The following is a 24,427-nucleotide window of genomic DNA, read 5'->3' as shown; positions in this document are numbered from 1 at the left end:
ATGAATTCCGCCCACGCCGTGAAGATGGTTTCCGGCCACGCCGTGAGGACGGGTTCCGGAACCGCGAGGACCGCCCCCGTTCCGCAGGGAGCGAACGCCCGGCACGGGATGAATTCCGCCCACGCCGCGAGGAAGGTTTCCGGCCACGCCGTGAGGACGGGTTCCGGAACCGCGAGGACCGCCCCCGTTCCGCAGGGAGCGAACGCCCGGCACGGGATGAATTCCGCCCACGTCGTGAAGACGGGTTCCGGAACCGCGAGGACCGCCCCCGTTCCGCAGGGAGCGAACGCCCGGCACGGGATGAATTCCGCCCACGCCGTGAAGATGGTTTCCGGCCACGCCGTGAGGACGGGTTCCGGAACCGCGAGGACCGCCCCCGTTCCGCCGCTGGTGCTCCGCGCAAACGCTACGACGCATCCTGAACGTACGACAGGATAGCATGCAAATCATTGGCGGTCGCTTTCGTGGCAAGAAGCTCGTAGCTCCTGAAGGGACGGACGTTGTCCGTCCCACCGCCGCCCGTGCCCGTGAAGCTGTTTTCAACATCCTTCTCCATGGTCTGCACAGAGAAGGGTTTACGCTGGCTGGTGCCACCGTCGCCGATCTGTTTTGTGGAACAGGTGCCTTGGGACTGGAGGCACTCTCACGCGGTGCACAAAGTGCAACATTCGTTGACAGGGCACCGACCGCTCTTGCTGCGCTGAAACGTAATATACGGGCCCTGCCCCTTGATCAGCAAACACAGGTCATTGCTGGCGATGTTCTGAACCTGCCAAGGGCTATGGCGCCTTTTTCCTTGATTTTTATGGACCCGCCTTATGCAGAAGCCGTTGCTGGAACAGTCCTGCAAAATCTGGCAACAAACGGGTGGGTCAAGACCGGAAGCATCGTCGTCGTAGAAACCGCAACAAGCGCACACCATGCGTATGTGCCGGATTTCCAGATCCTTAAAGAGCGCCGTTACGGCAAGGCCATGACCCGATTTCTCCTGTACAGACCAGACTGAATAAAGTCATCTCACGCGATAATAGCGGAACCATGCACACTGGAACGGAGCAAATCAAGGAGCGTATCCGCAAGGCCGCCATAAAGGAAGGCTTTGACTGTATTGGTTTTGCGCGCGCTGAGCTGGATGAGAAAACACGCCGCAGACTGTCTTCATGGCTGGCCCAAGGGTGCCACGGCACAATGGGCTGGATGGCTGAAACGCAGTCACGCCGTGCGGATCCACGGACCATGTGGCCAGAAGCCGCAACGGTTATCTCCCTTGGAACCAACTATGCACCGGGCCACGATCCTCTTCGCGGCCTTATGCATTCCCGTCGGGGGTATATCAGTGTCTATGCCCGCAATCGCGACTATCACGATCTGATCAAGGGACGCCTGAAGCAGCTCGGAGCACGGATACAGCACATATGCGGCCAGGACATAAAGGTTTTTGTAGATACGGCACCCTTGATGGAAAAGCCATTGGCAGCCGCTGCGGGTCTAGGGTGGCAAGGCAAGCACACCAATATTGTATCACGTCGCTTTGGATCTTGGATGTTCCTGGGGGAAATCCTGACGACTCTGGATCTGCCGCCTGATCCCCCTGCATCGGAACACTGTGGGCGATGTACGCGGTGCCTGGATATTTGCCCGACATCTGCTTTTGATTCAGCAGGAAAAATTGATGCCCGCAAGTGCATATCGTATCTGACAATCGAACACAAAGGCCCCATTCCCTATGCCTTGAGGTCGCGCTTTGGCAATCGCATCTATGGCTGTGATGACTGTACGGCGGTATGCCCTTGGAACCGCTTCGCCCCGCCAACACCCCATGATGCCTTCAAGCCGCGCGTCGAACTGACAGCTCCCCGCCTGGCTGACCTGCTTGAACTGGATGACGCTGCTTTCCGCACGTTATTCTCGGCATCCCCCGTCAAACGAATCAGCCGATCACGCTTCATACGCAACGTCCTGATAGCAGCTGGAAACAGCGGTGATGCTTCTATAACAAAGAAAATCACGCCGCACCTGAATGATCCGAACCCTGTTATTCGCGGCGCAGCCATTTGGGCACTGTCACGCCTTCTGGACACGCGGGATTTTCACGACCTGGCAAAAACATACGGGAAGGATGAAAGCAATCCTTGCGTCAGGGAAGAATGGATGCTGGGGGAAAAACCATCCAGCATCCAGCCCTGAAAACAAAAACCGGGAAGGTCCTGTTATGACCGCCCCGGCTTTTGTCGTTATATGTGTAAATCAAGCCCCGGAAGCCAAAGCACGTGCCAGATTGCACAGAGCTTCCTGATGACGCTCATTGTTTATAAGAGCGAAATTGCGAGCCAGCTCCAGACACATACGCTGACGCGGGTGGACTTCCTTGGACGTGGCCTGCCCCAGTTCCTCGTAGAAGTAACCCACTTCCACATCCAGAACCAAAGCAATCTCACGCAGGCGACCAGCCGATATACGGTTGATGCCGCGTTCATACTTGTGAGCCTGCTGATAGGTCACACCAATCATGTCAGCCATCTGTTGCTGGGAAAGTCCTAACTTGATCCTGCGGTCGCGAATACGGGCACCAACGTGCCGGTCCGTATCTGTGGCACGGTTCGCAGGCTGATCACCACGGTCAGGAGAAGCGCTATAGTTCATTATTCCAGTTCCTTTCCACTCAACATGCGCTGCCGCCCGGGTTGTGGCCCCTCCAGACAGGGAAACCGGGCAGACCGGAGCAAGAACAGGTCGTCTCATGCGACCATTGCCTCTTTGCTCATCAACTTCAGGGATACGCGGTTTCCCCAATAGTCGCAAGCAATACTAGGGGATCCCCGATACCAAAACGTATAATTGCACCCACCCGATCAACGGGACGGCGAAATATCATTAGTACACATATGTACAGAATCGTCAACCTACAGGAAAGAAACGGCCTGTTTGCATGAAAAGATGCAGAACAATGCCCGGGCGCATACGGCAACAGAAAAACGATCGCCCATTACGGTCCAACGGTGGTTGTCTCGACAGACACAGTTCATGGTAGCGGCGAGCGGAAAGAGAGAGGGGGAGGAAGAGAGTTTCATCCCCCCCCCCACAGCACATACAATCTATTTCTTTAAGAAGGAATCAAGCTGGCTCTGCATCGCATTAAGCTTGGCTTTCAGGTCCTCAATTGCCGTATCGGGACCACTGCCTTCTCCCGATTGATTCCGGTTTGCTTCTTCACCATAGAAGCGTCCGAACATTTTCAAGGCATTCTCAAACAAGGTCATATTCTGTTTGTTCAGCTCCTCGAACTGCTCCATCGGGAACATGCCACCGAACGTATTCTTCATAATATCCCGCATGTTTTCACCATTACGGGTAAAGGACTGCATGCTCTGCTCCAGATAACGCGGCAGAATGCCTCCCAGACTGTCCCCATAGAAGCCGATGAGCTGACGCAGAAAACTGATCGGCAACAAGCTTTGTCCGCTCTTGCTTTCTTCTTCCACGATGATCTGGGTCAGAACAGAGCGGGTAATATCGTCACCACTTTTCGCATCATAGACGACGAAATCGGTTCCTTCCTTGACCATACGCGACAGGTAATCCAGCGTAACGTAACTTGACGTCGCCGTATTATAGAGCCTTCTGTTGGCATATTTCTTGATCGTTACGGGATCTTTCTGAGGTTCGGCCATCATACTTTCCTTGCTTGCACAGTCCTGTCATTCTGATCATCCAGACTGCCCCCCGGACTGCTTTGCAGCAAGTAAAATGCTGCGCAGCATAATCTGGAATGATGTGCAGCAAACCAGATAGTGTGGTGGCACAAAACAGCGTACATGTTATGGTTGTCGCCATGAAAAAAGAACCGCCTCCAAACAACTCCGCACCAAGCTTGGCTGAATTGGCCAGCCAGACTCTTGACCTATGGCAGGAGCAAATTTTCAGAACCAGCATGGATCCCGAAATGCTCGTCCTGACAGAACGTTTCCTCTCCGTTCTGGCTGGCCTGACGCCCGAAAGACCGGACCCGGACAAACATGCCCCCACACCGCAGCATCCCGAACCAACAACCGGACCAAACGCTGCCGCGTCCACCAGAACCCCGCCAGGGACCACGCCCCCTGCTGCTGCATCTGATGACAGAAGCCATGATCCTGGGTGGATGTTGCAGCGTATCGCAAGTCTTGAGGAACGGGTCTCCCTATTGGAACGATCGGCTGCCCCCCGCAGCAAGACTGGATCAAAACGGATTCGCCCTGGCTCTTGAAGAAGAAGCCAGACAGCGTTACGCCACATTTCTGCAAGGTATCACACGCTACCGTCAGTATCGTCTACCCAGACGACTGGCTCCTCCACCCCTGTTCTGGCAGGCCGGAACATCACGCCTGCACCAATTCTCGGAACATGGTATTCCGGTCCTCCTGATTCCCTCGCTTGTCAACCGGGCTGTCATTCTTGATCTGACAGGCAGTCGCAGCTTGGTTCGCTATATGGCGCGCCGCGGTATCAGACCATTCCTGATGGACTGGGATACCCCTGGACCGGAAGAAATCCATTTCAGTCTTGCCGATTATATTCAGCGCCGTCTGATACCCGCCGCTCAGGCAATCCACACAGAAAGCGGACAACCTCCCATCATTCTGGGCTATTGCATGGGGGGCCTGCTGGCACTGGCACTGGCACTGTGCAGGCCGGATCTTTGTGCCGGCTACATCGGTCTGGCTACGCCATGGGACTTTCATGCCGGACTTGACAATGGAAGAGCTGCGTTGCGCACGGTAGCTCCCCATCTTTCTACCTTGATTCACAAGACTGGTTTTATGGCAACAGACCTGATCCAGGCGCTGTTCTCCATGCTGGACCCCAGTACGGTTGGCAAGAAGTTCCGGGCATTTGCGAACATGCAACCACGATCCACACGGGCCAACATGTTTGTTGCTGTCGAAGACTGGCTCAACGATGGCGTACCCTTGGCAGGCCCGGTTGCACAGGAATGTCTGATCGACTGGTACGTTCACAACAAACCGGCACGGAAACAATGGACCGTAGGGGGCACCCGTATTGCACCTGATATGTTGAAAGCTCCTTCGCTGCTCGTCATTCCGACGCAGGACCAAATTGTCCCACCAGACTGCGCCCACGCACTGGCCAAAGCCCTTCCAAACCCACAAACCCAGGAAGTGCACTTGGGACATATCGGTATGGTAACTGGTCACACGGCACCTTATGCCATGTATCGCCCCCTTGTGCAGTGGATTCATGACGCAGCATCGCAAGACAGACGATAGACAGGAAATGCCCCTTAAAATAGAATAACGCCATCAATAACGCCTAAAGATGGCATACATAGTTCCTGCGAGACGATAAACACATACACAAGGAAGCGTTCAATGCCCGATGTTGTGATTGTCAGCGCCACGCGTACGGCCATTGGTGCCTTTAACGGCAGCTTGTCCCCTCTGCAAGCACCAGAACTTGGCTCTCTTGTTATTCGTGAAACGCTGAAGCGGGCCAATCTTGGAGCCGACACGGTATCAGAAGTCATCATGGGACAGGTGCTGACAGGAGGATCCGGGCAGAACCCGGCCCGGCAAGCATCCATAAAAGCCGGCATACCCGAACATGTTCCATCTTGGACACTGAACATGGTGTGCGGGTCTGGACTGAGAGCAATTATACAGGGTGCCATGGCGATTATGGCAGATACTGCCGATATTGTGGTCGCCGGCGGTCAGGAAAGCATGAGCAACGCCCCTCATTGCGCATGGCTGAGATCGGGCATCAAGATGGGATCCACCGAGCTGGTGGACACCATGATTCGTGACGGCTTGTGGTGCGCTTTCAATAACTACCATATGGGTAATACAGCGGAGAATATTGCCAGCCGCTGGGGCTTTACGCGTCAGGAGCAAGATGCGTTTGCCGTACATTCCCAACAAAAGGCCGAAGCCGCCCTGCGCAACGGGCGCTTCAAGGATGAAATTGTCCCCGTCAAAATCACAGGCAAGAAAGAAGAAAGTATTTTTGATCAGGATGAATATCCACGTGCCGGTACCACGATCGAGACACTGGCACGCCTGCGTCCTGCCTTCACAAAAGATGGGACTGTAACAGCAGGAAATGCCTCCGGCCTCAACGATGGCGCAGCTGCCGTTGTTCTTATGTCTGCGGACACCGCACACAAAAGGGGCCTGAAACCACTGGTGCGCATCAAATCATTTGCCTCGGCTGGTGTTGATCCAGCCATCATGGGAACAGGCCCGATCCCGGCAACACGCAAAGCCTTGGAAAAGGCAGGATGGACACCGGATGACCTGGATCTGATAGAAGCCAATGAGGCATTTGCCGCCCAAGCTATGAGTGTAAACCGGGAACTGGGCTGGAATACCGAAAAGGTCAACGTAAATGGCGGTGCCATCGCTCTTGGGCATCCCATTGGTGCATCCGGCGCTCGTGTCTTTGTCACCCTTGTGCACGAAATGCAAAAACGGGAAGCCAGAAAAGGCTTGGCAACACTCTGCATTGGCGGCGGCATGGGCGTTGCCTTGGCGGTAGAGAAAGCATGAGCTGATCCCATGCTCCACCTTCGCAGGAACCACCGGGTCTATTCGACTGCCGGAGAGGGTGGCTCGTGTTGACGGAAGATGCCGTCATTTTGGACCTGAAAAGATAAAAATACAGGGAGGAAATATGCCATGTCCAAAAGCCGTGTCGCTGTTGTTACAGGGGGAACCCGCGGCATAGGGAGGGCCATTACGGTGGCCCTGAAAGAGGCCGGCTACACAGTAGCGGCAACATATGCCGGTAATGATACGGCGGCGCATGAACTTGCCGCAGAAACAGGCATTCATGTCTACAAGTTTGACGTCGCCAACTTCCCTCTATGCGAGCAAACTGTAAGCACGATTGTCGCAGAGCTGGGACCTATTGATATTCTGGTCAACAATGCGGGCATTACACGCGATGCCACGCTGCATCGCATGACATTCGAACAATGGAACGAAGTTATACAGGCCGACCTTGCATCATGTTTCAATATGTGCCGGTGCGTTATAGAGGGCATGCGGGAACGCAACTTTGGCCGCATCGTGAATATCGGCTCGATTAACGGACAAGCCGGTCAGTACGGACAAGTTAACTATGCAGCGGCAAAATCAGGGATACATGGCTTCACAAAAGCTTTGGCCCAAGAAGGTGCGGCAAAAGGAATTACTGTTAACGCTATTGCCCCAGGCTATGTGGACACCGATATGGTCCGCGCCGTACCCCCGGATGTTCTGAAGAAAATCATTGCCCGCATCCCGATTGGGCGCCTGGGACGAGCAGAAGACATCGCCCGGGGCGTTTTGTTTCTTGTCGCCGACAACGCAGACTTTATTACCGGGTCAACCTTGTCCATCAATGGTGGCCAGCACATGTACTGAGCCGGGCTGCCACCTCCAGGACACAAATGATCAGGAGGCTGTCTTCGAGGCAGCCTCGATCCATGCATTGAATTCCTTCTCGTGGGTGCGTATCCAGTGCTGGACATGCCGATCGATATCCTCGGAAGACGATTCACCACTGCGCATCCGCATGTTCTGGGAAGAAATTTCGGCGGCATCAATAGCAACCTGACTGAAGAACCTCTCTGCAGCCGGGTTCTGTTCCAGCCAACGTTTATTAGCCAGAATCATCTGTGTATTCACGGCAAACCCGGTGTCAATTGCCCCGGGAGCAGGAGAAGGAGTCTGCTCGGTCGATCCACCACCAACTGTCAACCAGCGTGAGTCCTTCCCAGGCACAAGAACCGCTGAAACCCACAAAGGTGTCCACGCATAGTACAGAATGGGCTTTCCTGCATTGTATCGGGCAACAACATCCATCATCATCGTGAAGTAATCACCCTGTTTCTGGGAAATGGCGGCACCAAGACCCTGTTCCGCTATATGGCGCTTGATTTCCAAGGCACATCCCCAGCCAACATTGCACCCGGTCAGATCGGATTTCCCATCACCATCGACATCAAACAGGGCGGCAATCCGTGGATCCCTGAGCTGAGACAAATCCGTAATATTGTACTCTTCAGCGGTTTTGCGATCGATCAGATAACCCTGCATGGAATGCTTGACCAAATTGCCGGCACGCACAACGCTGCGCTCACCCCCGACGGCCTCAAAGAAAGGCTGATGCAACGGATCCCAGTGATTGGCTGACCAGTGTGCATGACCATCGGCAACAGCCTTGTGCGCCTGCGGGTAGTTTGCCTCTGACACCGCAGGGACATGATACCCCAAGCGACGCAGCCCTTCGGCAACAATACGAACCTGGAATTGCTCTTCAATCGTGGCAACACCCGCCGGAATGGCCTCAAGTTCATGCCCCTCGGGATCAGCAGCAAAAGCCATCTGATGAACAAAGATACCCAGGACAGCAACAGCAGAACCCGACAAGCAGAACAAAGCCTTCAACATCTTTCGCCCCCCGAAAGGCACTCTGCCAAGCCAGACACCAGGCAGACACATGAACCAGCTGCACACAAAAACCTGGCCGAATCACCCCTGGCAGGAACGGGCAGCTTATACACGTCCCCGTAGAATTCCGAATAATCCATCCAAAAACCAAACCCTGCAAGATGTTCCTTTCCACTCCCAGAGGAGGATGGAGGCACAGAAACAAATCAATCGGAAGATCATGCTATCGGGCAAGGAAATCGGGATGCCATGCTGTATAATGATAACGCGCATGAACAGATCGACGCCAAAAAAGAGACACAAGCCATGCTTTAGCTTGACAAGCTCCCCTATTATAAAAATAAGTGACATCTTATAAAGCTGTTCAAACGCAGGAATTGAGACATGGGCCGCCCAGCCCTCACAGGCACAGCACCGAAGCAAGCAGGTACGGATTTCAGATCCGCTCCTATCTTCTCGGCTGTAGTGTCGTCCTGTGGCCTTGGGGTCAGGATGCCCGAACAGGAAGCCTTCGCTGCCCTGCTGCACCTGCATTGCCCTGTTCATCGACACCCGTAGTCAACACGGGGGCCGCCCGATTGATGCGGCCATGAACAAACAGCCTGAACCCCAAAATGGAACTCTGTACAATGCGCAAACTGGCACGTCGTGCCTTGGCTGGCCTTTCATGGGTCAACCTGGCGGTGATCTCCGGAATTGTTTCCTCACTGTTCTTTCCAGCTGCAACCCGGGCTGACCGCTTGTCCGAAATAAGGGCTGCGGGCACGATCACAGTCGCAACCGAAATGCATTATGCCCCCTTTGACATGTTGGTTGACGGCCAGTACCAAGGCCTGTGCAAAGATCTTTTCGACGAAGTGGCCAAGGATCTTGGCGTTTCGGTACGCTATGTCGACCTCCCTTGGTCCAGCATTCTGCCCGGTCTGGATGCCGGAAAATTCGATTTTGTGAATGCCCCGGTCACAATAACGCCAGAGCGTGCGAAGCGTTATGCCTTCACCCTACCTGTAGGGGATGCAACTGTGGCTCTTCTGAAACAGGCAGGCAATGAAGCCATAAGGACACCCAACGATATTGTCGGCCTGACAGTCGGCGCCCAGAAAGGATCTGCCGAACTGACACAGCTGAAAGCCTTGGGCACCAGCTTGGGTGGCGTCAGGATCCGGGAATATGTCAATATTGATGAAGCCTTGGCTGATCTTGGAACAGGCCGCATTCAGGCTGTTGCCAATGCCCTCCCGCTACAGGCTTATGCCGCCAGACAACGACCCGATCGCTTCGAAATGGTTCTGCCCCCCTTTGGCAAACCTGGGCACTTCGCATGGCTGGGACGCCAGGACGCTGATTCAGAAAGCCTGATTGAGGCGGTCAATGCCGCGCTGCTGCGCATGCACGAAGATGGACGCCTGGATGCCATTAACACGCGCTGGCTGGGAACGGCTCCCCGGCTGCCCCGTGTCATGCCCCAGTCCTAGCGGCATAGACAGATCTGCGATGGATACCGCTCTTCAGGTTATAGGCCGGAACATACCTTTTCTCCTCGATGCAGCTGGATACACGGCCACAGTATCAGGGGTGGGCATGATCATAGGCCTGGTGCTTGGCACGGTCCTCTGCATTGCCAAGGTTTCCGGCACCACCACCTTGCAACGCACCGCTGGTCTTTATATCAGCCTGTTCCGGGGCATCCCTCTTCTGGTCCAGATTCTGGCCTTGTTCTATCTTCTGCCCCATATTGGCATAGATCTTCCGGCATTGGCCTGCGCCATCCTGAGCGTCGGGCTGTGTGCCGCCGCCTATAATGCCGAGATTCTGCGCAGTGCCGTCCAGTCCATACCGCATGGCCAAGTTGAAGCAGCCTATGCAACGGGCATGACACGCATCACCCTCTGGCGACGCATCCTGTTGCCACAGGCTGTTCGCATCGGGTTGCCATCCCTGGTGAATGAGCTGGTTCTCCTGATCAAGGCATCATCCCTGGCATCGGTTATCGGCATCGCGGAGCTGACGCGCACAGCACAGAACATTGCCGGCCAAACATACCGCCACTTCGAGATCTATGTAACGGCAGGTGCCCTGTACCTGCTTCTCAGCCTGATCATTGCAACAGCCGGACGCCTAGCAGAAAAGCGATTGCTGGCCCCATACACCGGAAGAGGCTCCCGTGGACGCTGAACTGTTCCTTGCTTACGCCCCGGCTTTGGCATCTGGTCTTGGCGTCACGGCCCTGTGCTGGGTAACGGGATCAACCGGTGCCCTGCTCCTGGGCCTGGCCGTTGCCTGTTCCGTTCAATGGGGAGGCGTCATGACCAGACGTCTCCTTGCCAGCCTGACGGAAACAATCCGCGGCATCCCACTGCTGATCCAGCTGTTCCTGCTATACTACGGCCTGCCTGAACTCGGACTTGTTCTGGAGCCTCTGGAGGCTGGCGTGCTTGGCTTTGCCCTCTACGGCTCACCGTACTACGCCGAAGTCTTCCGTGCCGGGTTCCAGTCTGTACCCCGCGGACATATTGAAGCCGGCCGCTGCATCGCACTTTCCGAGGCAACAATCCTGCGGCGGATTATCCTGCCACACATGCTGGTCTCGATTACTGCCCCGCTGACCAACGTCACCATTATCCTGATCAAGGAAACGGCTGTTCTTTCTGTCATCACGGTGCCGGAACTCCTGTATGAAACCCAGAGCATGGCATCCGAGACCTTTCACTATGCAGAACCATTCCTGGCCTTGGCCTTGTGCTATTGGGGGCTGGTGGAATTAACAGCCTGGCTGGGTCGGTGCCTCGAGAAACGTATGACCCGGCACATGGTCCGACCAGGAGCAACAACACGCGCATAGCACTTCCGGCGCTGTGATTGCAGATTTGTACCAAGATCCTTATCCCCTCTCACAAGCACATTACGCCTTGGGCAGTAAGGTAAAAAACTGACCGCCTCGTGCCGAAACAGCCGATAAAATCTGGTTGCACTGCCATGGATAAATTTCAAAAAACCTTCAATTTCAGGTGACGCTCTCTTTCCACCAGCATTCTCACCGTCGTGCTCAAACATCTTATGGCACGTTCACACCTTTGCTCCGGTCGCACACACCCTCCTGAAGATCTTGGCGCCGATGACCGGATTTCCAATACATCAACAGCTCCCTCATTCCTGGATGTCTTGTCAGAATGCGCCGGCCAACCTGATGCGATCAGCACGGATCCAGCATCCTGAAAATGAACCCGGAAGCACCTATGACACATCGTCAACACGCTGGCCGGATTTCCATGAATTCATGCCACCAAGAGCATCCATACAGTGATCTGCAAAATTGGCGGCGGCCCCATCGGTTAACCCTGATACCAAGATCATCCAAAGACAAAATCCAGTGCAGCTACAGCCGCACACAGGGATACAGGTAAAGGCCACTCTCAATGGCATAGAGATGATTCCGGATTGCTCTCTCTCTGCAAAAAATCGAACCACATGGAAAATATATCAACCCTTGATGACGATCATGCTTCCATAAATAGAAGATTGAGATACAATCCTCTTGGCACGTTTTGGTAATTGCGTGCCCAGCCTGCTTTCTATTGTGTTACCGGCACCACTGCCAAAACCGTTTTAGTCCTGCTGTCCCGGAATGTCATGACCCTGACGCGTGAATCCTTCCTGCAACGCCCCCGATGCCCGAAGTTCTCCTTCGCGGCAGGCTTTGCTGTCAGGGTCCGGGATTTATAAAGCGTTCTTCCTGACGATTTGACCCCAACATTGAACCTCCGTCTGAAGGCTTGGAAAAGCGGCCAGACCGGGGCTGGGCGCATGTCTGAAAAGGTTGATCCACATGACCACACAAAATATCCAGATTGATAAAATCGCTTCTGTCACAAAAAATCTCGGACTAAGACATCAAGAGGAACTGACAAACCAACTTTCCTGCTGCATGGGTACAGTGCTGGCAGCCGAAGTTCTGGAAGACAAAAAGCTCTACAACACGCTTGAACTGCCCTCTGGCCGCATGTCCCTTTTGAAGAAAGGAGACATTATTGCCTGCGCACTGGGGCAACGCATGGCCCTCAAGGGATTTGCCGGCCACCTGCCTGCTTCGCTCAAGGTCAATGATACCATTCACCTGCTCAACGCAGGCGGTGTAGCCGGGATCTGCACATCAGCCAATGTACAGGAAGTAGGCGAGCCCCTGAGAATCCGGGTTCTGGGCGGTATCATGCGACACAACGCGCTGCTCAACATATCCGACGGAACCGTGTTTACCCCCCTTGATATCATGAAATCGGATACGCCCCTGATCATCACCACCGGCACATCTATGGACAGTGGAAAAACAACGGTCGCAGCGGAAATCATCAAAACCCTTACCCGTATCGGCATGAATCTGGCAGGAACAAAGGTAACCGGAGTGGGGTTACAACGTGATACCTACAAAATGCAGGACCATGGCGTAAAAGAGACGGTATCGTTCGTCGATTGCGGCATAACATCCACTGCCAATCTGGACGATACAACAGTCATCCGCATTGCCAAGGGTGCCATCGAACATCTAAGCCTCGGCAAACCCGATGCCATTGTTGTGGAATTCGGCGATGGTCTTCTGGGGCGTTATGGTGTGGCAGCAATCCTGAAAGACGCACAGATTCAGACGAACATCCGCTTGCATATCGGCTGTGCCCGTGATCCTGCCGGGGCCATTATGCTGGCGCGTGAATGTGCCGCCATGGGTGTCCCCCTTGATATCATCAGCGGCCCGGTAACAGACAACCAGGTCGGTCAGGATCTGGTCCGTGAACATCTACCCGGCATTCTGACCTACAACGCCTTTCATCCCCACAATGACTGGCTTGACCTTGTCATCAACCGCTGGTCAACAGCAGCCTAAAAACCAGCCATGACAGCTTGGGATTTCCGGTTATGAGCATCACAAAAATCAGGGCTTCCATTGTTGGTATTACCGGCTATACCGGCGTGGAGCTTTTGCGGATCTTGCTGGCACACCCTAATGTCAGGATTGCCCAGCTTGCCGCACGCGTGGAACAAGAGACCCGTATTGGTGAGATCTTCCCTCACCTTGCCCATCTGCCCCACATCATCACGCCTTGCCCAACCGATATACTGATTGCAGACAGCGACGTGGTCTTCATCTGCCTGCCACACAAGGCAGCGCAGGACATCGTGGCCGAACTGCACAGAAAGGTAAAAGTCATCGATCTTTCAGCCGATTACCGCCTGGATGATGCGGAACAGTACGAGAAATACTATGGCCCGCACAGGCATGCCCATCTGCTGAAAGAAGTCGTCTATGGCGCCCCCGAGATCAGCGGACACACGACAATAGCCGGTGCATCCACCGTATCCAACCCAGGCTGCTTCGCTCTCCTGATGCAGCTTATGCTTCTGCCGTTCAAGGGACACATTGCACACGCAAACCTTTTTGCCATAACCGGATCCAGTGGTGCCGGGAAAACAGCGTCAGATACAACACATCACCCTGTCCGCAGTCATAACCTGAAGTCCTACAGCATCAACACACACCGCCATATTGCGGAAATCGCCCGCGGGGCAGGCATAACGGAAGCACAGATGAACTTCGTGCCAAGCTCCGGCCCCTTTGTACGCGGTATTTTCGCACAAGGCTTCGTGACGCTGAACAGCCGATCTACAACCCCTGCCTCCCTCCTGCCAAACAAAGAAAAGCCAGGCCCCTATGCCAAAACATCGTTTGTCCGCCTGCAAGAGACGGTAGAGGCCGCACATGTTGTGGGATCAAACTACTGTGACCTCAGCTATCAGTTTGGCAACAATGGACAGATTCTGATTCAGGGTGCGCTGGACAACGTCGTGAAGGGCGCTGGTGGAAACGCTGTGCAGAACATGAACATCATGTTCGGACTGAGTGAAACAACGGGGCTGGATACGCTTACGCCCATGTACCCGTAGCCACGACACACCAGCCGCACAGGACATCAGGCAACGGCATGAAAAGGATGACAACGGTGACAACACTCAAGACAGAGACCGGGGACACGACAACAGACAGGGCATCTGGCGCCGGGGCCGGGACCGATCTGCTTCCCGATGTGTCAGACATCCGGAAATCAAATAAAACGAGGATGCCCCAGTTTTGTATCAATGCCTTCTACGAACGTAAATTCCGCGACACCCTGTTCGTTATAAAAGCCGGCGGCAAGGTCATAGAAAATGATACTGCACGGCAGAACCTTCTGGAAAATATACGGGACCTGACCCTGCATGGCGTCAGGGTTCTGCTGGTTTACGGTGGCGGCGCCGCCATGGATGCAGAGGCAGAAGAACGCGGCATCACCATAAACAAGCACCAAGGACGCCGCATCACAACGCCGGATGACCTGAAAATCATGATCGATGTTCTGGGGGGACGCCTCTCGCTTGCAGTCTATCAGGCAATGGCACGGGCCAGTCTGGAAGGCATAAGCCTGAATGCGGTGCCGCCAGACTGGATGAATGTGGAACTCCGCCCAAAGGTACCGGTTGATTTTGGTCTGGTGGGCGATATCAACACTGTATCTGCCCGTCCGCTGCAACGCCTGTTCAAGGTGACACGCTTTGTCGCCTGCCCCTGCCTGGCCATGACAGAAGATCATCACCTTGTGAATATCAATGCCGACACAGTTGCCACAGCACTGGCGATTGGGACACAGGCGCAGAAACTGATCTTCCTCTCTGATGTTGACGGCGTGCAGGTTCAGGGAGAAACCGCGCTGATGATTATGGCAGAGGATATTCCGGGGCTGATTGCCAACGGCACCGCAACCGGTGGCATGAAAGTCAAGCTGGAGAACTGCCTGAAAGCCCTGCATGGCGGGGTTCGCCGCATTCACCTGATTTCCGGACTGCGAAGAGACGCCCTGAAAAAGGAAATCTACGAACCTGTCAGCCCCGGCACCATGCTGATCAGGGAATCCGAACGCATGCATTACCTGAATGAAATCGAGGCCCAAGCGGCCTTGGGTGGAGAGCTGGCAGGGTAATAATGGCAGACACAACACACGATATCATTGATCGCACCTTTGATCTCCTGGTCAGAACCTATGAACCCCAGCCCGTGGTGATGGATTACGGATGTGGCATCTATGTCCATGATACCGAGGGAAAGAGGTATATCGACTGTGCTGCCGGCATAGCGGTCGCCTCCCTTGGGCATGCGCATCCCGCTGTACTCAACGCCTTGCAAACGCAAGGTAAGCGGCTGATGGCTGTCCAGAATTCCTACGCAACACCGGAAAGGCTAAAAGCCGCAGAATTGATCGTCACAACATCCTGCATTGATCGCGTATACTTCTGCAATTCCGGGACCGAAAGTGTGGAAGCGGCCCTGAAATGCGCCCGCAAATGGGCCAGCGAAACCAAGGGCACCGCCTGCAACGAAATCATCACATTCCGGAATTCGTTCCACGGACGAACCTATGGCGCTGCAAGCGTAACAGAGAAATGCCACGCCCAACCGTTCTTTGGCCCCTATCTCCCCAGCATCAAATGGGCCACGTTCAATAATCTTGAGAGTGTAACTGCCCTGATATCGGACAGGACAGCCGCGATCCTTGTCGAACCCGTGCAGGGCGAAGGGGGGCTGACAGTGGCGGAGCCGGCATTCCTGCACGGACTGCGAATGCTGTGTAATGCGCATGACATCTGTCTGATCTTTGACGAGGTGCAGTCCGGCTTCGGAAGGCTTGGCTTTCTGCATGCACATCAAGCCTTTTCCGATGAGAATGGCGCTATACCCGAACCGGATATCATCACCTGGGCCAAGGGCATGGGCGGGGGCTTCCCTGTCGGGGCCATGGGAGCAAGGGAACGGTTCGGACAAGCCCTTGTTCCCGGCACACATGGTTCCACTTATGGCGGAAATCCTCTCGCATGCGCGGTGGCCCATGCCGTCATTTCGGAAATACAAAAACCCGGCTTCCTGGAACAGGTCAGGAATGTTGGAGAAATTCTGCAGAACGGCCTGCGCAGGCTGCAAAGAAAAAGCGCCCTGATTAGCGATGTTCGGGGAAAAGGGCTGATGCTCGGATTGGAAACATCCATGGATGTGAAGACCTTGATCCATGCCCTGCAATCCAACGGACTGATGACCACCCAAGCCGGAAAGAACACGGTACGCATAACACCACCACTGATCATGACCAACGACCAGGCACAGGATGTTCTGGAGATCATTGAGAAAACACTGGGGGACCTTCAATGACGCCAAACACACCACGGCACTTCATAAACCTGCCAGAGATTCCGCCCGGCACACTGCGCGGTCTTATCCGGCATGCACGCCAGCTGAAAGCTCTCAAACACCAGCCGCCACAAATGTTTTCTGGCCTTTCTCTTGCCATGTTGTTTGACAAGCGATCAACACGCACACGTGTGTCCTTTGAAGTGGCGATGAAACAGCTGGGGGGCCACAGCGTCGTGATGAGCAAGGAGGAATCCCAGATAGGCGGCGCCGAGAGCATTGAAAGCACCGCCAAGGTCCTGTCCCGGTTTGTTGATGCCATCATGGTGCGCATGAGCAACCACCGCGCACTGGAAGAGCTGGCCCACCATGCCACCATCCCGGTGATCAACGGCATGACGGATCGCTCACATCCCTGCCAGATTATCGCCTCTCTGATGACGATCGAAGAACACCTGGGCAGCATCAACGGGCGTAAACTGGCCTGGTTCGGGGATTACAACAACGTTGCCAGAACATATGTACTGGCAGCGCCCTTGTTCGGATATGAGATGGTTGTCAGCGGGCCGGAAGAGGTTATGCCTCCTTCACCCGACTTTCCTTATGAGCCGGACCCGAAGAAGGCCGCCCATCATGCCGATGTCCTGATCACCGATACGTGGGTATCCATGGGGCAGGAAGGCAAGGGCATTGAGCCGTTTTTGCCCTATCAGGTCAACAGCACCCTGATGTCACTGGCCCGGCCCCACGCTATTTTCACGCACTGCCTGCCGATCCACGAGTGGGAAGAAGTATCCGAAGAGGTCGCAAAATCATCAGCATCTGTCATATACGATGAAGCGGAAAATCGCCTGCACGCCCAAAAAGCTGTTCTGGCATGGTGCCTTAAAGACGCGGGGGTCAAGATACCCCGACCGGAACATAATAATATGGCGCACAACCCGTCATAACGGTACCAAACAGACAAAGTGTCCGCCTTCCGCCCTTCCGAAGACAGGATAGAAGGCGGAGCGACAGGGCTGGTATCGTGTGTGACATGATCGCATTCACAGCCCTGAAAAGATGCTTTTCTGTCACTGTCACGAATATTCAGGAACCAACTCATCCTGCCGGTCATACGCTGCGGTTATCTTTTCCTGATAATTGTTCACCCAGCGCCGCTTCTTGTTATCATATCGCCAGTAACGACTGCTTGTGATGCCGCATTCTGCCAAGAGCTCAAGCTTTCTCCTGCACGACTCCAGAAAATGACCATAAGGTGTATAGCGCTTGTAATAATTGTACTCTTCATCAAGACCGCAGGCTGATGCCCGTTCTTTCAGCCGTTCAAAACGCGCAACATAGCTGCACATTCTGTCGGCCATCTTCTGCTGATTACCCTTTCCAAGGATTTTAATAGCAGACTGATCAAGAGATCTCAGGCTCTGGATTGTCTTCTCAACATCCTCTTCTCCATACCCTGACAAATCGAAACGGCTGAAGGACGGATCTGCACATTCACGGATCATAAGCGCGTGCCGTTGCAATTGCCGATCAAGACTTGCCAGATGCCCCCTGAAGTCACTCCTTTCCATATTTCTGGGTTCCTCCTTGAAGATTTTGGTCTGCTCCTCGACCTCTCCGCGCTGCAACTCCATTTCCTTTTTTTTGCAGACTCAAGGCCCTTTGCTGGAGAATGACGGCAACAAGCGCCCATATCAGAGCCAAGGGAGAGAAAAAGCCTGAAATGAATTCCCCCCGTTCATCCAGCGACATCCCACGCCACGTCTTTATACCCGGCCCCGGTGAATATAATTAATATGCAAACACAATCATGCACAGAAGCGAAAGCGCTGCAGCCAACCAGAACACTTTGGATCGAAAATCACTGTCCGTTTTATGGATCATTTTGCAATCCCCCCATATCGCATCAATCTATCCAATACATTGGATCATTCTGGCATTATTCCACCCTGGAAAACGCATAAGACACAATACATGATCTTTCCTCATAAGAAAGAATATCATGTCAAATCATGGTATTATTGTGATTGGGCAAGACATCGTGAGAAGGGGCTGCCCCCTACACCATAGGGTCGATACCTGGATTATATGGTCACATCAGCCGCACAGAGGGCATCTGCAAGCAGGCAACACCAGTTCCCATCCCACAGAAGTGGGGTCAAAGTGTGGGACAGTGCCGCTTCTCTTTTTGAAGGTGCTTATAAATCAATGCGTTGGAGAACGAAAATGGCGGAGAGGGTGGGATTCGAACCCACGGTACCCTTGCGGGTACAACGGTTTTCGAGACCGCCCCGTTCGACCGCTCCGGCACCTCTCCACCTTGATCTGCTACCTTGATTTATTGATAGCAGCTGCTCCGAAATTTCTGGTTTTTCTGCAAAAACCGCAGTCGTCGGAGGCGGCGGACCATATCGCGGGCAGCATCCTCTTGCAACCCCTGTTTTTATCAAGAATGACCTGAGAAGGCAGCGGCAAGACCTCAAAAACTCATAACAAGAGCCCGAATCGCAGTAGAATAAGGGATCCCAGCCCCCGGAAAGACAAGTACCCGCACCTGAAGAAGCCCAAAATACGCAATCCAAAACCCGACGACTCCCACCTTCCAAGCCATAATTACGGAGATATTTCAGGACCTGGCAGAAAAGTCAGGGCAAACCGGGGGGTTTTTCAGCCTCCCCCATTGACAGTTGGGGTCGCGTGCGTATTATTGCGCCCTCTTTCAGCGGGTTGCCTGATGGTTTCCCGCCCCATGATTATAAAAAAAGGTTGCAGCACCATGTTCGCAGTCATCAAGACCGGCGGCAAGCAGTACAAGGTCGCCAAGGATGACATCATCGCAGTTGAGAAAATCACTGCCGATACGGGTTCATCCGTGAAGTTTGACCAGGTCCTGCTGGTCGGCGACAAGGTCGGCGCCCCCGTGGTGGACGGTGCCTCCGTCACCGCCGAGGTGCTGGAACAGTTCCGCGACGAGAAGGTGATCGTTTTCAAGAAAAAACGCCGCCAGAACTATCGCCGCAAGAATGGTCACCGCCAAGCTCTGACCTTGGTGAAGATCACCGGCATCAGCGGCTGAGAACGCTGGTTCGGTCAGATAAGGGAGCAGAGAAATGGCTCATAAAAAGGCAGGCGGCTCTTCGCGTAACGGTCGCGACACAGAGGGCAAACGCCTTGGCGTGAAGAAGTTCGGTGGCGAAGCTGTCGTTCCGGGCAATATCATCATCCGTCAGCGCGGCACAAAGTGGCACCCGGGTCAGGGTGTGGGCTTGGGTCGTGACTACACCATATTTGCCACTGTAGAAGGCAATGTGCAGTTTCGTCAGGGCTTCAAGCGTCGGACCTACGTCTCTGTCGTTCCAGCTGCGCAGGCTGCGGAATAAAACAGGAAACGGGAGAGATCCCTTTTCATTATCGGATACAGTCCTTGACAGACTGTAACGACCGACAGGGGAATGGAGTGTCCATTCCCCTTTTTGGCGTCCAAGCCGGAAGCCTGCATTGCAGGGGGTCAGCCCTCTGAAGCTTTTGTGCTTTTCCCGGCAGACAGGACGTTACACAGCATGAAAGACGGGCAGAAAGCACATGAAGTTTCTGGACCAGGCCAAGATCTATATTAAATCCGGCGCCGGCGGAAACGGCTGTGTCAGTTTCCGCCGGGAAAAATTCATCGAATATGGCGGTCCCGACGGCGGTGATGGCGGTTGCGGGGGCGACGTCATCGTAGAGGCCGTCCAGAACCTGAATACCCTGATCGATTTCCGCTATCAGCAGCACTTCAAGGCTGAACGCGGAATCGGCGGGGCCGGGCGCAATATGACAGGTCGTGATGGGCACGACTGCGTCATCAAGGTTCCGGTCGGAACACAGGTCCTGGACGCTGACCAGAAAACCGTTCTTGCCGACATGACAACGCCGGGACAACGCACAGTGCTTCTGAGGGGCGGAAACGGTGGCTGGGGCAATGCACGATTCAAGTCATCAACAAACCAGGCGCCCCGCCATGCCAACCCGGGGGAGCCCGCCAAGGAAGCTGAAGTGTGGCTGCGCCTGAAACTGATTGCCGATGTCGGGTTGGTTGGCCTTCCCAATGCCGGCAAATCTACGTTCCTGGCTGCAGTTACGCGGGCACGCCCCAAGATTGGCGACTATCCCTTTACAACCCTGCACCCCAATCTGGGCGTCGCCCAGATTGACGGGGATGAATACGTTATTGCCGATATCCCGGGCCTGATCGAGGGAGCCCACGAAGGGCATGGTCTGGGTGACCGCTTTCTGGGGCATGTTGAGCGAACAGCCGTTCTCCTGCATCTGGTTGATGGGACCCAAGATGATCCTGGCCAAGACTACCGTATCGTACGGACCGAACTGGAAGCCTATGGCGGGGGGTTGGCTGACAAGCGTGAAATCATCGTCCTGAACAAGATTGATGCCCTGTTCCCGGAACTGGTCGAAGAGCAGAAGAAACTGGTTGAAGCGGAAGCGGGTAAAAGTGTCTACACGATGTCAGGAGCCGCTGGACTCAATCTGCCTGATATCCTGCGCCTGCTGAACCGTTTTGTTCAGGAAGACCGGGCCGAACATGGGAATATTCCACGCGCAGCCCTGGACACCGGTGTCCGTCGCTATGAAAGGGGACCCATGCCACCCCTGCCCGATCGTCAGGATGAGTTTGATGAGGACGAGGGAGACTGGTACACGCCTCTTGACGAGGATGGAGAATGGCGTCCATGACGACACGATGCGACCCTGATATACAACAACGGACCTTGCAGCAGGCACGGCGTATCGTTGTCAAAATCGGGTCGGCGCTTCTGGTTGATGCGCCCAGCGAAACCATCCGCGGGGACTGGCTGGCTTCAGTTGCGCAGGACATAAAGGCTCTGCGCGCACATGGGGCAGAGGTCATCGTGGTATCGTCCGGCGCCATTGCTGTCGGACGACACCACTTGGGTCTGACAGGAACACGGTTAAGACTGGCAGAAAAACAGGCGGCAGCGGCAACAGGGCAAATCCGCCTGGCCCATGCGTGGCAGGAAGCCATGGCTGAACACGGGATTACGGTTGCACAGATCCTGCTGACCTTGGGTGATTCCGAAGATCGCCGCCGCTATCTGAATGCACGCAATACACTGGATACCCTGCTCCGGCTTGGGGCATTACCGGTTGTCAATGAAAACGACACCGTTGCCACCCAGGAAATACGCTTCGGCGACAACGACCGCCTGGCAGCCCGGGTTGCAGAAATGGTGGCGGCGGATACACTGGTTCTTCTGTCCGACATTGATGGTCTCTATACAGCCGATCCTTCAACGGACCCCTCGGCCCGTCTAATTCCCGAGGTTCGGGAACTGACACCCGATATTACAGCAGCAGCCGGGGAATCACGTACCAGCGTCGGAACAGGTGGCATGGTCACAAAGCTGATGGCAGCCCGGATTGCCATGAATGCCGGTTGTGCCATGGTGATTGCCAGCGGCCATACCCTTCACCCGCTGGCAGCCATCAATCAGCCAGGTCAGCGAACTTGGTTCCTACCCTCAGGAACCGTACCACCGGCACGCAAGAAGTGGATTTCCGGTTCTATATCTCCCATGGGATGCCTTGTTGTTGACGCCGGGGCTGCACAGGCCCTGCAGAATGGTGGGTCTCTCTTGCCCGCAGGCGTTACACATGTTGACGGAGAGTTCTCCCGCGGTGATACGGTTCGCATCATGGGCCCGGACGGGTCTGTTCTGGGCCATGGCCTGTCCAACTATACAACAACAGAAGCGCAACAGATCATGGGTCGCCACAGCGCGGATATTGCCAATATTCTGGGCTGCCAGGGACGCAAAGAGCTGATACATCGTGATGACATGGTCATTGACCCGATACAGGGGGCACAAGGTGAACGCGACAAACAGTCTTTCCCTGGATGATATTGGACAAAAAGCGCGGCAGGCACAGTCCATTCTGGCAATAGCCCCGAGTACTGCCCGTAACCTGGCATTAACAGAGGCTGCACAGGCCTTGCGGAGTGATCAGAACCTTATTCTGGATGCCAATGTGCAAGACCGTTCGGCGGCACAGGCGGCAGGTATCACGCCATCCATGCTGGATCGCCTGAGTCTTGATGCTCATCGCATCGAGGCCATGGCCCGTAGCCTGGAAGATATTGCATCTCTGCCGGATCCTCTGGGGACTGTGCTGGCCAACTGGGAACGCCCGAATGGCCTGCGGATTTCCCGTGTCCGTGTTCCCCTGGGGGTCATCGGGGTTATTTACGAAAGCCGCCCCAATGTAACAGCCGACGCCGGTGGTCTCTGCCTGAAGTCCGGCAATGCTGTCATTCTAAGGGGGGGATCGGAGAGCTTCCATTCATCACAGGCCATCCTGGGAAGTCTGCATACCGGCCTCAAGAAAGCGGGCTTGCCGAAAGAATGCCTGCAGATGGTACAAACAACGGATCGCGCTGCCGTAGGGGCGCTACTGCGCATGGATCGCTATGTCGATGTTATCATTCCACGCGGTGGACGGTCCCTGATTGAACGTATCGCTGCCGAAAGCAGGATTCCTGTTCTGAAGCACCTGGACGGGATCTGCCACACCTACCTTCATACAGCAGCTGATCCCGATATGGCCGTATCGGTGGTACTGAATGCCAAAATGCGCCGTACCGGCATCTGCGGAGCAACGGAAACGCTTCTGGTTGATCGCACGGTTGCTCCAGCGCTTCTGCCACGTGTGGCAGAAGCGCTGGCAGAACGCGGGTGCATGCTGAAGGGCGATCCTGAGTCCTGTGCCCTTGTGCCCTCCATGCAACCCGCCCATGATGATGACTGGGACACGGAATATCTGGACGCGATCCTGTCGATCCGAATTGTGGAAGGGCCAGATGAAGCCATCCAGCACATCCAGTGCCATTCCAGCCACCATACAGACGCCATCATCACCGAAGACGCCAGCGTTGCTGAACGCTTTCTCAACACAGTTGATTCCGCCATCGTCATGTGGAATGCATCAACCCAGTTTGCAGATGGCGGGGAATTTGGCATGGGGGCCGAAATTGGCATAGCGACCGGAAAACTGCATGCCCGGGGGCCGGTCGGGGCAGAGCAACTGACAACATTCAAGTACCACGTGCGCGGTAACGGGCAGTGTCGGGCATAGACCTGACATTTCCCGGCCCGGTACCCAGCCGGGGCGACCATCGCCGGCGGAAGATCGGGCTTCTGGGGGGGTCTTTCAATCCAGCCCACGACGGACACCGTCATATCAGCCTGGAAGCGATTCGCCGGCTGGGCCTTGATGAGGTCTGGTGGCTGGTCTCGCCGCAAAACCCGCTGAAACCAAGGGCAGGCATGCTCCCCCTTCCGATCCGGATCGAAAAGGCACGCCACATGGCACGCCACCCGAGAATCCGGGTCAGCGGCCTTGAGAGCCATTTGCCCTCCCGCTTTACAGCAGATACCCTGCGTGCCCTGAAAACCCGATTCCCGGCCGCCCAATTTGTCTGGTTGATGGGAGCGGACAATATGCTACAGATACCGCACTGGTATCGTTGGCCTACAATCTTTTCCCTGGTCCCCGTTGCGATTCTGGACCGGGGTGAATATGCTGGAAGAGCCATGGTTGGTACAGCCGCCCAGCGCTTCCTGCGGTTCCGTGTTGCGGCATCACAGGTCGGCGATCTGGCAGGCAAAACACCGCCGGCATGGGCTTTCCTGCGGATACGGCTCCACCCGGCCTCGTCGACGGCGATACGGAGCCAGAGAAGGGAGCCAGAGGTCCGGACCTGAATGGCCGGACC

The 24,427-nt window shown here is 55.0% G+C and carries 23 protein-coding genes, 1 tRNA gene and 1 pseudogene; 20 read left to right on the top strand and 5 right to left on the bottom strand.

Translation table 11 applies throughout. The annotated features are described in order from the left end of the window. The 3 genes and pseudogenes from HEQ72_RS05310 to queG form a co-directional block, all read left to right on the top strand. Nucleotides 1-422: pseudogene (locus tag HEQ72_RS05310) on the top strand (hypothetical protein); the annotation flags it as partial. Between the two features lie 17 nt (nucleotides 423-439). Beyond that, nucleotides 440-1,006, top strand: a complete 567-nt coding sequence (gene rsmD, locus HEQ72_RS05305; protein ID WP_168022763.1) for a 16S rRNA (guanine(966)-N(2))-methyltransferase RsmD — start codon at nucleotides 440-442, stop codon at nucleotides 1,004-1,006. 32 nt (nucleotides 1,007-1,038) lie between these two features. Continuing rightward, nucleotides 1,039-2,187: a tRNA epoxyqueuosine(34) reductase QueG gene (queG, locus tag HEQ72_RS05300; protein ID WP_168022762.1), complete on the top strand. Its 1,149-nt coding sequence runs from the start codon at nucleotides 1,039-1,041 to the stop codon at nucleotides 2,185-2,187. Nucleotides 2,188-2,247: 60 nt separating this feature from the next. Here the strand turns inward: queG and HEQ72_RS05295 are convergent, their stop codons facing one another. Next, a complete protein-coding gene (locus tag HEQ72_RS05295) occupies nucleotides 2,248-2,643 on the bottom strand; it encodes a helix-turn-helix domain-containing protein (protein WP_168019543.1) in 396 nt (131 codons plus the stop codon). Between the two features lie 452 nt (nucleotides 2,644-3,095). Continuing rightward, nucleotides 3,096-3,671 carry a polyhydroxyalkanoate synthesis repressor PhaR gene (gene phaR, locus HEQ72_RS05290; protein ID WP_168019545.1) on the bottom strand — a complete coding sequence of 192 codons (576 nt, stop codon included), beginning with the start codon at nucleotides 3,669-3,671 and terminating at the stop codon, nucleotides 3,096-3,098. 345 nt (nucleotides 3,672-4,016) lie between these two features. Here phaR and HEQ72_RS05285 point away from each other — a divergent pair, with 345 nt between their 5' ends. From HEQ72_RS05285 to phbB, 3 genes are all read left to right on the top strand, one after another. Further along, the gene (locus HEQ72_RS05285) at nucleotides 4,017-5,267 is read left to right on the top strand and encodes an alpha/beta fold hydrolase (RefSeq protein ID WP_168022761.1); all 1,251 of its coding nucleotides are present in this window, start codon (nucleotides 4,017-4,019) and stop codon (nucleotides 5,265-5,267) included. A gap of 102 nt (nucleotides 5,268-5,369) precedes the next feature. Continuing rightward, complete coding sequence (locus HEQ72_RS05280) at nucleotides 5,370-6,545, top strand: acetyl-CoA C-acetyltransferase (protein WP_168019433.1); 1,176 nt, start codon at nucleotides 5,370-5,372, stop codon at nucleotides 6,543-6,545. A gap of 129 nt (nucleotides 6,546-6,674) precedes the next feature. Next, the gene (phbB, locus tag HEQ72_RS05275; protein WP_168019435.1) at nucleotides 6,675-7,403 is read left to right on the top strand and encodes an acetoacetyl-CoA reductase; all 729 of its coding nucleotides are present in this window, start codon (nucleotides 6,675-6,677) and stop codon (nucleotides 7,401-7,403) included. A gap of 30 nt (nucleotides 7,404-7,433) precedes the next feature. Here the strand turns inward: phbB and proX are convergent, their stop codons facing one another. Next, nucleotides 7,434-8,432, bottom strand: a complete 999-nt coding sequence (proX, locus tag HEQ72_RS05270; protein WP_168022760.1) for a glycine betaine/L-proline ABC transporter substrate-binding protein ProX — start codon at nucleotides 8,430-8,432, stop codon at nucleotides 7,434-7,436. A 629-nt stretch (nucleotides 8,433-9,061) separates the two neighbouring features. Here proX and HEQ72_RS05265 point away from each other — a divergent pair. The 8 genes from HEQ72_RS05265 (at nucleotide 9,062) to argF (ending at nucleotide 17,585) form a co-directional block, all read left to right on the top strand. Beyond that, a complete protein-coding gene (locus HEQ72_RS05265) occupies nucleotides 9,062-9,907 on the top strand; it encodes a transporter substrate-binding domain-containing protein (RefSeq protein WP_168019437.1) in 846 nt (281 codons plus the stop codon). 19 nt (nucleotides 9,908-9,926) lie between these two features. Further along, nucleotides 9,927-10,607, top strand: a complete 681-nt coding sequence (locus HEQ72_RS05260) for an amino acid ABC transporter permease (RefSeq protein ID WP_168019438.1) — start codon at nucleotides 9,927-9,929, stop codon at nucleotides 10,605-10,607. Then, nucleotides 10,597-11,274 carry an amino acid ABC transporter permease gene (locus tag HEQ72_RS05255; RefSeq protein ID WP_168019439.1) on the top strand — a complete coding sequence of 226 codons (678 nt, stop codon included), beginning with the start codon at nucleotides 10,597-10,599 and terminating at the stop codon, nucleotides 11,272-11,274. The genes HEQ72_RS05260 and HEQ72_RS05255 overlap by 11 nt, the downstream gene beginning before the upstream one ends. Nucleotides 11,275-12,258: 984 nt before the next feature. After that, complete coding sequence (locus HEQ72_RS05250; protein WP_168022759.1) at nucleotides 12,259-13,308, top strand: hypothetical protein; 1,050 nt, start codon at nucleotides 12,259-12,261, stop codon at nucleotides 13,306-13,308. 32 nt (nucleotides 13,309-13,340) lie between these two features. After that, nucleotides 13,341-14,366 carry an N-acetyl-gamma-glutamyl-phosphate reductase gene (gene argC / locus HEQ72_RS05245; protein ID WP_168019442.1) on the top strand — a complete coding sequence of 342 codons (1,026 nt, stop codon included), beginning with the start codon at nucleotides 13,341-13,343 and terminating at the stop codon, nucleotides 14,364-14,366. Between the two features lie 56 nt (nucleotides 14,367-14,422). Next, on the top strand, nucleotides 14,423-15,436 hold the full coding sequence (locus HEQ72_RS05240) for an acetylglutamate kinase (RefSeq protein ID WP_168022758.1): 1,014 nt from the start codon (nucleotides 14,423-14,425) through the stop codon (nucleotides 15,434-15,436). Nucleotides 15,437-15,438: 2 nt separating this feature from the next. Further along, complete coding sequence (locus tag HEQ72_RS05235; RefSeq protein ID WP_167805198.1) at nucleotides 15,439-16,656, top strand: aspartate aminotransferase family protein; 1,218 nt, start codon at nucleotides 15,439-15,441, stop codon at nucleotides 16,654-16,656. Next, complete coding sequence (argF, locus tag HEQ72_RS05230; protein WP_168022757.1) at nucleotides 16,653-17,585, top strand: ornithine carbamoyltransferase; 933 nt, start codon at nucleotides 16,653-16,655, stop codon at nucleotides 17,583-17,585. Before HEQ72_RS05235 ends, argF begins: the two co-directional genes overlap by 4 nt. Before the next feature lie 129 nt (nucleotides 17,586-17,714). Here argF and HEQ72_RS05225 read toward each other — a convergent pair whose 3' ends face one another. Next, complete coding sequence (locus HEQ72_RS05225) at nucleotides 17,715-18,266, bottom strand: hypothetical protein (RefSeq protein ID WP_209316192.1); 552 nt, start codon at nucleotides 18,264-18,266, stop codon at nucleotides 17,715-17,717. A gap of 599 nt (nucleotides 18,267-18,865) precedes the next feature. Next, nucleotides 18,866-18,955: transfer RNA gene (locus HEQ72_RS05220), tRNA-Ser, on the bottom strand. Nucleotides 18,956-19,414: 459 nt separating this feature from the next. Between HEQ72_RS05220 and rplU the strand changes: the two genes are divergently transcribed. From rplU to HEQ72_RS05190, 6 genes are all read left to right on the top strand, one after another. Further along, the gene (rplU, locus tag HEQ72_RS05215) at nucleotides 19,415-19,714 is read left to right on the top strand and encodes a 50S ribosomal protein L21 (protein ID WP_168019446.1); all 300 of its coding nucleotides are present in this window, start codon (nucleotides 19,415-19,417) and stop codon (nucleotides 19,712-19,714) included. A gap of 34 nt (nucleotides 19,715-19,748) precedes the next feature. After that, nucleotides 19,749-20,018 (top strand): 50S ribosomal protein L27, encoded by a 270-nt coding sequence (gene rpmA, locus HEQ72_RS05210; protein ID WP_168019447.1) that lies wholly within the window; start codon nucleotides 19,749-19,751, stop codon nucleotides 20,016-20,018. A gap of 202 nt (nucleotides 20,019-20,220) precedes the next feature. Further along, nucleotides 20,221-21,369 carry a GTPase ObgE gene (obgE, locus tag HEQ72_RS05205; protein WP_168019448.1) on the top strand — a complete coding sequence of 383 codons (1,149 nt, stop codon included), beginning with the start codon at nucleotides 20,221-20,223 and terminating at the stop codon, nucleotides 21,367-21,369. Next, nucleotides 21,357-22,556, top strand: coding sequence for a glutamate 5-kinase (proB, locus tag HEQ72_RS05200; protein ID WP_168022755.1), 1,200 nt, complete (start codon nucleotides 21,357-21,359; stop codon nucleotides 22,554-22,556). The genes obgE and proB overlap by 13 nt, the downstream gene beginning before the upstream one ends. After that, nucleotides 22,525-23,787, top strand: a complete 1,263-nt coding sequence (locus HEQ72_RS05195; RefSeq protein WP_322099481.1) for a glutamate-5-semialdehyde dehydrogenase — start codon at nucleotides 22,525-22,527, stop codon at nucleotides 23,785-23,787. Before proB ends, HEQ72_RS05195 begins: the two co-directional genes overlap by 32 nt. Beyond that, complete coding sequence (locus HEQ72_RS05190) at nucleotides 23,775-24,416, top strand: nicotinate-nucleotide adenylyltransferase (protein WP_322099480.1); 642 nt, start codon at nucleotides 23,775-23,777, stop codon at nucleotides 24,414-24,416. Before HEQ72_RS05195 ends, HEQ72_RS05190 begins: the two co-directional genes overlap by 13 nt. Nucleotides 24,417-24,427 lie beyond the last annotated feature (11 nt).

The sequence above is a fragment of the Haematospirillum sp. 15-248 genome, from assembly GCF_012102665.1.
In the GTDB taxonomy this organism is placed as follows: Bacteria; Pseudomonadota; Alphaproteobacteria; order Rhodospirillales; family Rhodospirillaceae; genus Haematospirillum.
The sequence above is the reverse complement of the archived record's forward strand: the minus strand, read 5'-3'. Positions and strand labels throughout refer to the sequence as shown.